General features: G+C 45.3%; 9 protein-coding genes. 2 read left to right on the plus strand and 7 right to left on the minus strand.

Going from position 1 to position 13400, the window contains the following annotated elements:
• Positions 1 to 141: 141 nt before the first annotated feature.
• From G636_RS0105925 to G636_RS0105955, 7 genes are all read right to left on the minus strand, one after another.
• Positions 142 to 1134 (minus strand): sugar ABC transporter substrate-binding protein, encoded by a 993-nt coding sequence (locus G636_RS0105925; RefSeq protein WP_026507292.1) that lies wholly within the window; start codon positions 1132 to 1134, stop codon positions 142 to 144.
• On the minus strand, positions 1131 to 3020 hold the full coding sequence (locus G636_RS0105930) for a cache domain-containing sensor histidine kinase (RefSeq protein ID WP_051226585.1): 1890 nt from the start codon (positions 3018 to 3020) through the stop codon (positions 1131 to 1133). Before G636_RS0105930 ends, G636_RS0105925 begins: the two co-directional genes overlap by 4 nt.
• Positions 3021 to 3073: 53 nt before the next feature.
• Positions 3074 to 4675: a response regulator gene (locus tag G636_RS0105935; protein WP_035778942.1), complete on the minus strand. Its 1602-nt coding sequence runs from the start codon at positions 4673 to 4675 to the stop codon at positions 3074 to 3076.
• A gap of 549 nt (positions 4676 to 5224) precedes the next feature.
• Complete coding sequence (locus G636_RS0105940; RefSeq protein WP_051226588.1) at positions 5225 to 6913, minus strand: ABC transporter permease subunit; 1689 nt, start codon at positions 6911 to 6913, stop codon at positions 5225 to 5227.
• Positions 6914 to 6925: 12 nt separating this feature from the next.
• Positions 6926 to 8434: a sugar ABC transporter ATP-binding protein gene (locus tag G636_RS0105945; protein WP_026507296.1), complete on the minus strand. Its 1509-nt coding sequence runs from the start codon at positions 8432 to 8434 to the stop codon at positions 6926 to 6928.
• A gap of 91 nt (positions 8435 to 8525) precedes the next feature.
• The gene (locus G636_RS0105950; protein WP_026507297.1) at positions 8526 to 9878 is read right to left on the minus strand and encodes a substrate-binding domain-containing protein; all 1353 of its coding nucleotides are present in this window, start codon (positions 9876 to 9878) and stop codon (positions 8526 to 8528) included.
• 228 nt (positions 9879 to 10106) lie between these two features.
• Positions 10107 to 10709, minus strand: a complete 603-nt coding sequence (locus G636_RS0105955) for a 5' nucleotidase, NT5C type (RefSeq protein ID WP_026507298.1) — start codon at positions 10707 to 10709, stop codon at positions 10107 to 10109.
• Positions 10710 to 11167: 458 nt separating this feature from the next.
• Here G636_RS0105955 and G636_RS0105960 point away from each other — a divergent pair, with 458 nt between their 5' ends.
• Positions 11168 to 12367: an ion transporter gene (locus tag G636_RS0105960; protein WP_026507299.1), complete on the plus strand. Its 1200-nt coding sequence runs from the start codon at positions 11168 to 11170 to the stop codon at positions 12365 to 12367.
• Between the two features lie 25 nt (positions 12368 to 12392).
• A complete protein-coding gene (locus G636_RS0105965) occupies positions 12393 to 13367 on the plus strand; it encodes a Gfo/Idh/MocA family protein (RefSeq protein WP_026507300.1) in 975 nt (324 codons plus the stop codon).
• Positions 13368 to 13400: the final 33 nt, after the last annotated feature.

Below are 13400 nucleotides of genomic sequence, written 5' to 3' on the forward strand. Positions count from 1 at the left end.
GCTGGCAAATAGGCAAGGCGCCCCTAGCCGCTCTCAAATGGCCTATTTGCATACATTCTTGGATGTTCTATCCAAGAATGTATACTTTTAAACAAAGATAATATTTGTGCCAGTAGCCAAAAGTCCCTTTTATCCTTTACGTCATTTTATGAAAGGAAAAAGAAGCTTTTGATGATCCTCGGAATAGATGTTATCAGCGGTCACTTTCGAAAAGCTTATAGTCCTGTTCTTCATCCCGGAGTATCTGTTCTCCAAAACTTCAGCCGTATCTACCACTGCCATATAACCCATTTGATAATTATTCACACTAAAGAGCATGTCTGTGACTCTGTTGTCCAGATATGCCAGATTATCTATGCTGCTGCCAAGGCCCAGCAGTTTATAATCAGCACCATTGTCTTCCTTGTATCTGCCTGCCATAAGAGTCAGCTTCTCTTCCTGGCTGATGATGATATCCACCTTATCAGTTGCCATCTTATCTTCAAAGCGCTCAGACAGGGTGTCTGTCCCTGTAAGGGTCCATGTAAGATTCCCTCCAAGCTTTTTTACTTCGTCTTCAAAAGCCCTTTGTCTGTCTCTCAGGGCTGAAGTCCTCACATTGCCTGCAAGAAGGCCTATCCTTATCCCTTTGAGGCTACCTCCGTAGAGAGATGCAGCACTTGATGCCATTTCTCTGCCCAGGCTCTGGGAATCAGCCTCTATGCAGCCAATAAGAGCCATATCCTCTTCGCTTCGCTCGCCGTCAGTCTCTATAAGTTCCACCGGCACCTTACCTGATATCCTAAAAAGCATATCCCTGGTCTCATTACTGGAGGGAAGCTGCACGATCAGCGCTCCCGCGCCGTTATCTATTTCCTGCTCCATCAGATCTTCAAGCTTCTCCAGATCGCCCTGGATATAACTGGTCACATAATTGAGCCTGACATTTTTTTCCAAGGCGCCCTGCTTGAGACCTGCAGTCAGACTCTCTCTGGAGGTACCTGTAACATCGTCCACGATCACGGATATCCTGTAGGGCTTCTTTTCGATACCGGCTCTGCCCATCAGTACAGCACACAATATGATGCCCATTATGAGCAGAGTTATGATCGCTATCAGTCCCCTGTTCTCAGGAGTTTGCATTTTATCTCTCATTCGTCACTCCCTGTTGCATCGCCTGCGGGATCTTTTCCTCTTGGCTTACCATTCTCCAACATCCTCAGATTCCCATCATTATAAGGTATATAAGGCAGGTGTATGGTCACCTTAGTACCTTCATCAGGTTCACTCCATATCTTTAACCCATACTCATTACCAAATCTGAGCCTGATCCTGGAATGAACATTGATAAGACCTACTCCTGAGCCCTTGGCGTGGCGTCTTCCCCGCTCAGTCAGGATCTGCTCCACCTGGGAATATTGCATTCCAAGACCGTTATCTTCTACCTCGATAAAGATATCATCGCCTTCTCGTCTGCCTCTTATCACTATCCTGCCTTCGTCTCCAAGCTCTTTTACACCGTAATAAATGGCATTTTCAAGGATAGGCTGGATCACCAGCTTCACAGTGCAGCAGTTTAGCACGTCCTTATCCACATCAAATATTGTTTCAAAGGAATTTCTAAATCTGATCTTCTGTATGTTGCTGTAATTCTCAGCATGCCTTAGCTCTTCCTCTACTCTTATGATGGTACGGCCCTGAGAAAGGGATATACGAAAGAGAGATGCCAGCTGAGAAACCATAAACACAGCATCCTTGTTTCTGCCGCCTTCTATCATCCACACTATAGAATCCAGCGTATTGTATAAAAAGTGCGGATTGATCTGGGACTGAAGAGCATCCAGTTCGCTCTTCCTCTTATCCTCCTGCTCACTTACGATGTCACGCATCAGAAAGGATATCTGATTAAGGAGCTTCTGCAGAGTCCTGCCCAGATATCTCACTTCGCCGCTCCCCCCTATATAGACCTTGGGAACCTGATCACCGGATACCTCCTTGTCACGAATAGAAGCGGTCAAGAGCCTGATAGGACTGGATATCCTGCTGGATATGAGTCTGTTAAGAAGTATAGCCATGAGAAGGGTCAGCTGCATGACCAGGAGAAGAAAATATCCCGTAGTATCAGATTCCGATAAAAAGCCTCTCTCCGGGACTATACTGATCAATTTCCAGCCCGTATAGCTGACTGTATATACTATGACAGTCTGTTTTTTACCGCCATATCTGACGCTTTGATGTATACCATCTGTGAGCCCTGCAGCCAAAGAAGAGTCTTCAGACTCAAGGCCTGATGCAATCTGCATATACCTGGGATGATATATCAGATCACCATCGTCGGTACACAGATAAAAATATCCTCCGCTTCCGCCTGCATCTATATTCTCCAACATAGCTTCCACATAAGAATAGTCCATATCCACAAGGATCACGCCGTTCTCAGGACGTCCTCCCCTGGTCATATAGGAAGCCGAGCTAAGAGATATGACCCATCTGCCCATATTATCCTTGCCTGCAAAAAGATTTTGTACATGCGGTGGGGTAAAGTGTTGATTTTCAGGCTTTAAAAGAGCACTGATAAACCAGTCCTGCTCGCAGGGATTTGCATGGGGATTTGGCGCTGCAGCAGGGCTGGTTGCTATAAGCTCACCCTCTTCGGAATATATAGCCATACTGACTACATCATTTTTATTGGATTCGTATAGAAGCTCCAGATCAGATGAGACCTTCTCATCCTCCAGATCCAGATTCTTGAGAACTGTATAGTTGAGGGTATCTGATAATACTCTCATGTCTCTGAGCAGACTTTCCAGCTTCTGACCTGTCTGAGTGACTATAGCATCATTTCCCTGGGCATAAGCCCTTTTCAGCCTCCCTCTAAAGGTGGAATAGAGAGTTGTGCCTACAAAAATCATGGACAGGACAGTTACTATGGTAAAGGACACCAAAAGAAGGCCCTGAATGGACCTTGGTTCCAGTCTGGAATATATTTTTTTGATCAGAGACCTGCCCCCGGTCTTCTCCTTATTAGTCTCTTCTCCCATTTATCCCTCATTTGACGATCCGCTTTATGCGGTATAAATGCCTCCCCAAAGGCTTATTTGCTGTTCCTATATGCGGAAGGAGACATACCAAACTGCCTCTTGAATACATAACTAAAATAATTAGGATCGCTGTAGCCCACTTTACCTGCTATGATATATGTCTTGTCATCGCTCAAGGTCAGCAGCTCTGCAGCCTTGTCCATTCTCACATCAGTCAGATAGGTCACAAAGGTCTTGCCTGTTTCCTTCTTGAATACAGTGGAAAAATATGCACTGGATACCCCCAGGCTCCTGCATATTTTTTCTATAGTAATATTCTCATCAGAATAGTTTTCTTCCACATACTGTCTTGCCTTTGATACAAAGGACCTGTTGCTTCCGGATCTGTTCTCGCTGATCTCTTCCTGCATCCTTCTTAGGATATCATAAAGATAATCGCTAAATTCCGCAGCATCCATAAATTCCATATGGGCCGGCCCCGCGTTGCCAAAGACAGCTTCTATATTCATGCCATTCTCTGCCGCAAAGCGGTAGAGGCGGCTCATGGTATCATAGACAAAGAATTCATAATTCTGTATGGATGTACTGCCTGAAGCAAAGCATCTCACAAAATCAGAGGACATGGCTGCCAGGTCTATATCCTTGCCTGCTCTGATAGACCTTAGAATCTCACCAAGCTCTCTACTGCTATCTTCCGGATCATCGCCTATCTCCTTGCCGGGTACTATCTCAGAGATATTGATAGCTCTGCCGCTGCCATATACAGCTCTGTAGGAAACAGCCTCATCTGCACTCTCTGCAGAATCACTGATATCAGAAATGTCAGAGCACACTCTTCCTATACCTGCTGTGACCACAGCCTGGCAGACACTGGCTGCCATCCTGCAGAACCTGTCACAGATATCCGTCAGCTCCAGTATCTGTGAAGCTGCATCCTCACTTAGCTGTACTATCATGGCAGTATCACCCTGGCGGGAAAAGATACGGGCATCCAGCTCCTTTTCAAGCCTTTCCTTTGCAAGCTTTCTAACAGAGAGCTCCAGCAACACGGGATTAAGGCCTTCCGGAGCTTTCCTGCTGGAAGTATGTAATATGACCACAGTATATTTTGGTCCCGTAAGATCGATCTGGTAATTGAGCATCTCTTCCCTGATCTTATCAGAAGGGATCCTGCCTTCCAAAAGGGAATAATAGAAATTTTCCTGGAGAAGAGGCAGACTTTCCGCATAATATCTGGACAGCTTCTGGATACTCTGCTTTTCTTCTCTCTCCTTGTCAAGAGACTCCTTGATCCTAAAGAATACACTTCTTAGCTCCTCGGAATCCACAGGCTTTAATATATATTCTTCCGCTTCCAGCCTGATAGCCTCTTTGGCATATTCAAATTCATCAAAACCGGAGAAGATGATGATCCTGATACCGGGATAGAGATTCCTCAGCTCATGGGCCAGCTCCAGGCCGCCCATATAGGGCATCCTGATGTCCGTCATAACAACGTCAGGGGTATCTGCTTCTGCAATCTCCAGGGCCTCAAGTCCATTAGCAGCATAGCCCGGAGTCTCATAACCCAGGGCTTCCCAGTCCAACTTGCCCAGGATAGCTCTTATCACATCTTCTTCATCATCTACCAGTAAGCACTTGTATGCCAAAACCATTCCTCCGGATATACAAAATATAAAAAAGTATGTATTATTAGATGAACCTTCAGAAACACGCATTTACTGCGTGTTTCGTGAGAACATGTTGCTGGCAAATAGGCCCAGCGGCCCTGGCCGCTCTCAAATGGCCTATTTGCATACATTCTTGGATATTTTATCCAAGAATGTATATATATCTTTTCAAAACCAGCCATTAATTATTATACGACATAGAAGTGCATCCTTAAATACAAAGCAGTTACTGATCACTCGCTATAGAGCATGATAATAGCGCTGCTGCAGAATTATTGTCCGAAGCTTGCATTCACTGTAAATGGTAGTTTTTACTAATTCTTCAAAGCAGCCTTCCAGGCGCCCACGAGAAAACTGTCAAAGCGGGCTGAAAGCCCGGGTTTTTTCCGAGTGGGAGCGTTTTCAGGAAGGCTGCTGAAGAATTATAGTAAAAACACCATTTATAGTGCAGCGAGCAAGGAGAATAATACTTCAGCAGCGCTAATCATAATATCACCAGCGAGTGTTCAGTAACGAGGTAAAAAGATGCAAGCTTTACTTCTTCTGAACGTACTTGAGGCAGTCCAGAGTAACCGCTGTCAGGATGATGATACCCTCTATTACGAACTGGAGGTTGGTATCAATGCCCAGGATGGTAAGTGAATAGGTAAGTGCAGTGAAGATCATAACACCTGTCACCACGCCGGATATCTTACCAATACCACCTGTAAAGGATACGCCGCCTACTACGCAGGCTGCGATGGCATCCATATCCCAACCCTGTCCATATGCAGCAGAACCGGAACCTACCATTCTCAGGCATTCCAGCCAGGATCCAAAGCCGTAGAGGATACCAGCCATCATAAATGCCATCATGGTCACCTTGAATACGGAGATACCTGATACCGCAGCAGCTTCAGGGTTGCCGCCTACTGCATAGAGATATTTACCAAACTTGGTCTTGTTCCAGATAAACCATACAATACACACCGCAGCAACAGCCCAGAGGATGATGGTAGGGAAATTGCCTGCCTTGGGTATGAAGATGGAAGGGATCTCAGCTTCTATTGCACCAAAGGACACACCCTTGGTAGCAAAGGTTACTATACCAAAGATCATCAGCATGTTGGACATGGTCGCAACAAAGGGGTGCATCTTGAATCTGGCTGTAAAGAAGCCTGCTATGGAAGTAAAGCAGGTACAGAATATGATACACATAACCAGTGCCAGGATAGCTCTTGCTACAACAGGCAGCCCTGTAAAGTCAAATATGTGCCCGAATACACCACCTGTATTGATACCCTTGTGCATGATGATAGTTGCTGTGACCATGCCCATACCAACCATTCGTCCTATGGAAAGGTCGGTACCTGTGAGCAGGATCAGGCCAGCAACTCCAAGAGCCAGGAACATTCTGGGTGAAGCCTGCTGCAGGATGTTGAGTATATTATTCCAGGTCAGAAGTGGTGTATTCTTCACAATAGGTGTGATGATACACAGACCTATAAATACCATTAGGATGACGATATAGAGACCATTCTTTAAGAGGAACTGCTTGCGGTCAAAGGAGTATTTATAATTCTCCCATCTTTGAGCCAGTGTCTGGGACGGGCTAAACCTTGACATACGAAGGAGGTCTATCATGTGATATTTCTGAGAAAAAGCCTCATGTCTATGGTCCTTGATAGCTTCCAGTTCCTTCTGATAATTCACCTTTGCATCAAAGATCTTGTTCTTGTATACGTATTTCTCATCCTTCTCTTCCTGAGAAGCACCGGTGCCTGCCTTGGACCTTATGGCATCCATCTCTTTTTCATGCTCTGCCTTAAGCTCCTTTAGTTTCTCCTGATAAGAATCTCTCGCTCTCTTTACAAGCAGCTCACAGGTGGAAGATACAGGCCCATAGTATTCCCTGTCAAAATGTTCTTTGATATAGCTTTCAGCATCAGCTATAAGACCTGCAACCTCATCCTTATGAGAGTTTTCTACCTCTCTGGCCCTGGCAAGTTTAGCCTGATCATCACGCCTTATGGCTTCCTTTTCACCCTTGGACAGACTCTTATCCTCTTTGGTAAGCTGCATATGATTCTGATAATAGATGACCTTGTCAGTGCCTTCCAGCCTCAGCTCATCTATCTTCTTTTGTATCTTGTCCACATATTCGCTTATGGGTGAGAGGAGCTTTGCTTCATTCTCAGAAGCAATTGCCAGTGCCTCATATATGTTCATATTGTTTTCGCTCATTTTATCCTCCGATCAAAGGTACTTCGCACTGAGACGAAGAAGCTCTTCCTGGTTGGTTTCCTTGGTGTTTACTATTCCGGAGAGCCTGCCTGCGCTCATTACGCCTATCCTGTTGGTAATTCCCAGTATTTCAGGCATTTCCGATGATACTACAATGATTGTCTTTCCCTTTTTGGCCATATTGATGATCAGCTCGTATATCTCATACTTGGCACCTACATCAATACCTCTTGTGGGCTCATCCATCATGAACACCTTGGGATCGCGCTCCAGCCATTTACCGAATATGACCTTTTGCTGATTACCTCCGGAGAGTGATGTGATCATATCATCCGGTCCCATACACTTGGTATGCATGATACCAATCTCATTAAGAGTGGCCTTGTGCATCTTCTGGTCAGACAGCATGGGGCCTGATCTGTAATGAGACAGATTGGCGATTGTGGTATTAAAGGTCAGATCGCCTTTCAAGAAAAGGCCGTTAGCCTTTCTCTCCTCGGTAATCATGGCAAAGCCGTTACCCATAGCCTCTCTGGAGCTGCTAAAGTTCATGAGCTTGCCATCGTAATATACTCGTCCGGCTGCCCTGGTCCTGACACCAAAGATAGTCTCAAGAAGCTCTGTCCTTCCTGCGCCCACCAGTCCGTAGAGTCCAAAGATCTCTCCTTTTCTCACATCAAAAGAGATATCTGTAAGATAAGGCTCAAACTTTGTGGACAAATGGGATATGGAGAGGATATTCTCTCCCGGCGTGTTATCCACAGGGGGAAATCTGTTATCCAGGCTCCTTCCAACCATGGCGGAGATAAGTTCGTTCATATTAGTCTCGGCAGTCTTTTTGGTAGCTACCAGCTTGCCATCTCTAAGGACGCTTATCTCATCGCAGATCTCAAAGATCTCGTCCATCTTATGTGATATATATATTAGTGATATGCCCTGACTCCTGAGCTGTCTCATCATGCTAAAGAGCTTCCTGACTTCAGGCTCTGTAAGGGATGATGTAGGCTCGTCCAGAACTATTATTTTCGAATTATAAGAAATCGCCTTGGCAATCTCGCACATCTGTCTCTGAGAAACAGACATATTGCGCATGGGCTGTGTCAGGTCCACCGTCATACCCAGCTTTCTAAAGAGCTCCGCAGCTTCCTTTTTCATCCTGGCTTCATCCACAATGCCTGCTGCGTTTCTCGGATATCTGCCCAAAAAGAGATTGTCTACAACGCTTCTCTCCAGGCACTGGTTCAGCTCCTGATGTACCATGGCTATACCATTTTCAAGAGCATCCTTGGGATTAGCAAAGGAAACCTCCCTGCCGTCCAGAAATATATCCCCCTCATCCTTGTGATAGGTTCCGAAGAGGCATTTCATCATAGTAGATTTGCCGGCTCCGTTCTCACCCATTAGACCCATTACGGTCCCCTTTTTAACATCAAGGTCTATGTGATCCAGGACCCTGTTCCTTCCAAAGGATTTGGACATTCCGCGAATGGACAGGATTATATTGTCTTTGTTTTCTGACATATCTAATCTCCTGTTTCATAAAAGGTTGCCGGTGGCAGGTTAGTGCCGCCGGCAGCCTTTAATATTTTTTGCCCCATTTAGATAATTCTAATTACTGATTAAGTATTGCTGTGTAGCTTGCTGCGTTATCAGTCTTAACCATGTTGATGGCAAATGCATCATACTGGCTGGGATTGCCAAGGCGGTTGGTAATGTTGGACTCTGTCTGTCCGTCACCGCCGATGTACTCAACATTTAAGTTGAGCAGATCATCATAGTTCTGAAGAAGAGGCTGATATGTAGCGCTCAGGAAGTTATCTGAAGCATTATAGATATCAAGCCATACATTCTTAACAGGTGATGATGCCTCATCAAGCTGATTGGATACAGGTGTATAGGTCTTGGTAGCATCTGTGAAATCCTGATAGTTATCTGCTGTTACAGCAAGATTCAGAGCATAGTAGGAACGCTCCTCTGGCACATACTTATAGTCTGTGTCGGACAGAACATTGCCTGCAGCATCTGCTGTGCCGATACCTGTGTCGATATCAACACCGTCAAGAAGGTTACGAAGTACACGAAGTGTGAGATACGCCTGAACATCAGCGTGCTGTGAGATAGTTCCTGCATAACCCTCAGCAATAGCTGCTACAGCATCACTGTTAGCATCATATCCGAAGGTAGGAACATTGTTTTCTTTGGACCATGCATTGAACATACTCATGCCCATGCCGTCATTATTGGATACTACGATATCGATCTGGTCGCCAAAAGTAGCTGACCATGTACCAATAGCGTTACCTGCTGTAGCTGCATCCCATGTAGCACCTGCGGAGTTCTTCATCTCCTGTGAAGCAAGCTCACGAACGGTATACTCTTTGCCGCCCAGTGTGATCTTGGCATCCTGTACTACTGAAGCACTTCCGTCTACGTTGGTGCCTGCAGGTGAAGGATCTATATTGCCATCAGCATCAATGCCTGTACCAAGCGCTTTGCGGACACCTCTTGTACGAGCAATAGAATCGTTATGTCCTATATCACCGATAGCAAGTACATAACCGATAATTCCATCGCCGTTACGATCAATGCCCTCAGCATGGTTGTTGAGATAATCTACAACCATCTGGCCCTGGAGTTCTGCACCCTGGTTAGCATCAAAACCTACATAATAGGTCTTGTCATTGAAGTTGAGCGCATCCATGTCCAGCTCCCCTGTAGAGCTGTTAGAAGGCTGACGGTTCCACCATACGAGAGGCTTCTGGCTGTTTTCGCCGCCTGAAGAAGCTGTTTCCCCTGCATCTTCGCTTTCTGCACCTGCATCTTCGCTTTCTGCACCTGCATCTTCGCTTTCTGCCCCATCAGCCTGCTCATTAGCAGAAGGGTTAGAGCCTGTACCGGATCCGCATGCAGCAAGAGATGCTGTAAGTGCGAATGCAAGAACAACTGATACCAATTTCTTTTTCATAAATACCTCCTTAGATTTAACTTTGAAATAATGCTCTATATGGAACTTCTTTCTTCGTTACATCTAGGATTATAGAACCACCCACTATAAAGGTATATTGAAAATTCTTCTTTCTATCTTGAAAATAATATGACGAACAGGTTCAAACATGAGCAACGAAGCACGGAGTGTGAAGTTGCGAATGTTTCAGGATTGCGAGAGTTTCGCAGAAACGAAGCAATCCGTTCGTCATATGTATCTTACACATTCCCTTATGACATCCCAGTCCATGCACCTTATATAGTTACTTGAGGGGAAGTCGCATCCCCTGTTCCATGGACGGTCTACCACCATGACTTTTACCCCGGGAAAGTGCTCCAGATAAGGAAGAGCCATAGGCGAATCTTCTACCGCAATATCAAAATGCATCCTGTAGAAATCCTCCAGTTCCAGATTGTGCTCACCTGCCTGATAAAATGAATCTCTCCCGTATTTATTCAGGCAAAAGAGCTTCACTCCTGAGAGTCCGTGCTCATCAAGCCACTTTCTGGATGCATCATAGGCACTGTAAGGGCGACCTGTGATAACGTTCACTTCGTGGCCCTTACAAAGCCAGTCCCTTATGGTATCGCAGGCCCCGGGAGTCTCCTCATAAGACAGCAATACTTCCGGCCTGTGCCCCTCCTCCATAAGCTGTATATACTCTTCATCGCTAAGGCTAAAGGACTTTTGCAGGTCAAAAAATCTCACATCTTCATAGGGGACATTTTTGCCAAAGAGCCTCCCCGCTATCATGGTAAAAGCCTTTGCTGTCTCGCACAAACAATCATCAAAATCCACGTAAAAGTTCATATATTATTCTCCTAAAAAAGCTATATTAACTATCTCATCTCTCTTATGAGATATTATGAGGCAGGTGTCAAAAGTTATTTTTGACCCTTACGTCATATTATGAGGTAGGTGTCAAAAGTTCCTTTTGACACCTTATGACTAACGGATTGTTCCGTTTCTTCGAAACTCTCACAATCCTAAAACATTCGCATAATTACGACATAGAAGTGCCTCCCTGCACTTCTGGACATGTCGAAATGCATCCATGCATTCCGCACTACGTGCTACTTTGCTCATGTTTTGCGGGTCATAAATTCATATTCGATTTCGAGCAAGCTCGAATCGAAATGACTTTTGACCCTTACGTCATATTATAGCTTTAAGCCATGCCGCTGTCATGTCAGCCAATTGCTATCCAGATGATATACAGTATGATAGTATTGATATAGGTAATCATTCATAAAGGGGAGGAAGTAAAATTGGCTGCAAAGACCAAAGAAGAACGGATCCGCGCATTATTCAAGATGGTATCCGTGGGTGTTATAGATGATCCCATAAATCAGAGCTATGACGTGATCAGTACAGGAGCGCTCATAGCCAATCTTGTAGGCGCTTTCGCAGGCACCTTCAAATATGTAGCTGACAGATTCGGCACACTTCTATACTGGGTCGAGCTTATAACTGTCATTTTTTTTGCGGTTGACTACACGATCAGGCTCATAACGTCCCACTGCCTCTATCCCGACAGGACAAAGAAGGGCGCGGTCGCCAAATATGTATTTAGCTTTGACGGCATCGTAGACCTGCTCTCCTTCCTGCCCTATTTTCTGCCTATTTTCTTCCCCGCAGGCATTGCTGCCTTCAGGATGTTCAGGATGATCAGGATATTCAGGCTCTTTAGGATCAATGCCTATTACGATTCTCTCAATGTTATCACTGAGGTTATTTCAGCCAAGAGCCAGCAGCTCTTATCCTCAGTTTTTATCATTTTCACACTGATGCTGGCATCAAGCCTGTGTATGTATTCTCTGGAACACGAAGCACAGCCGGATATATTCGAGAATGCCTTTTCCGGCATCTGGTGGTCAGTATCAACGCTCCTTACCGTAGGCTACGGAGATATTTATCCCGTCACCATTTTGGGCAAGATATTCTCCATTATCATCACCTTCCTGGGCGTGGGCATGGTAGCCATCCCTACAGGTATCATTTCCGCAGGTTTTGTTGAGCAGTATTCCAGATTCACTAATATCAGTGACGTGGGCATTGAGGAAAATATGAAATTCATCACTGTTCGCATCAAGGCAAAGGATGAATGGACCGGCAAAAATATTAAAGACATATCCCTCCCCCATGACGTTGCCATTACAGCTATACAAAGAGGTAACGAGACTATTATCCCCAGGGGCAATGTCATCCTAAAGGCTGATGACAGGCTGGTCCTTGGAACCACCCGGGATGATGTTCAGACCAATCTAACCCTCAAGGAGATCACCATCAAAAAGCACAATCCCTGGAACGGCATGCAGATATCAGATCTGGATATATCCAGAAAGACCTTTATTGTGCTGATCAAAAGACAGGGTGAAAATATATTTCCAAACGGAAGCCAGGTACTGGCAGAAAATGATACAGTGATCATGCTTACAAAAGGAAGCAAAAACAAGATTCGCTTCTAACACTTGTCATATACGGAGGACAATCATGGACAAATTCAAATGGTGTTTTATTGGAACAGGTACGCTGGCAACCCATATTGCCAAAGAGATCACAGATAGCGGCAGACATGAAATTGTATCCTGTTATACCAGAGACCCTGATAAATGCAGGGCCTTTGCGACCGATTATGGTGCTAAAGCCTGTACGAATGCCAAAGATGCCATCCTTGCAGAAGGCGTAGAGGGTGTATATATAGTAACTCCGCACAACGCCCACTACCGCTATGCAAAAGAGGCATTGGAGCTTGGAAAGCCCATCCTGTGCGAAAAGGCTTTTACCGTAAAAGGCAGTGAAACAGATGATCTCATAAAAATATCCAGAGATAAGGGCGTATACCTTTGCGAAGCCATGTGGACCTGGTTTGGAAGTCCTGCCAATCAGGTCAGGCAGTGGGTGGACTCCGGTCGTATAGGCCGCGTCACAGATGCGCATTTTACATATTGCATGCAGTCCATAAACTACGCACCCAGGGTATCTGATCCAAGGCGCGCAGGCGGTGCTCTCCTTGACATTACTATCTACCCCATCACCTATGCCTACAGGCTTTGGGGCTATCCTGTCAGGATAAGCAGTAATGGCCATATAGAAAATGGCGTAGATCACTATGAAGAAGTAAAAATGGAATTTGCAGGCGACGAGAAGGTGTCAATACGTGCCTCTATAGTAGACTTTGATGGCCTTGAGAAGATGACCATAAACGGTGACAAGGGACAGATAACAGCAGACAATTATCACTTCGGCCAGGAAGCCAGCTGCATCTTAAACACAGGCGAAACAGATATCTATAAGGGAGATGGTGAATCAATAGGATACATGCCCGAATTTGACACTGTTGCCTCAGAAATAAGAGAAGGCCTTAAAGAGAGCGCAAAAGTCCCTCTTAAGGCCACATCAGATGTAATGCATATCCTTGACACTATCAGGCAGCAGATCGGACTGGAATATACTGACCTAGAATGAGCTACCTGGGGACGGGGTTTGTGGACCAAAAAT

Origin of the sequence: Butyrivibrio sp. MC2013, from assembly GCF_000424585.1 — a bacterium.
Taxonomy (GTDB): domain Bacteria; phylum Bacillota; class Clostridia; order Lachnospirales; family Lachnospiraceae; genus Butyrivibrio.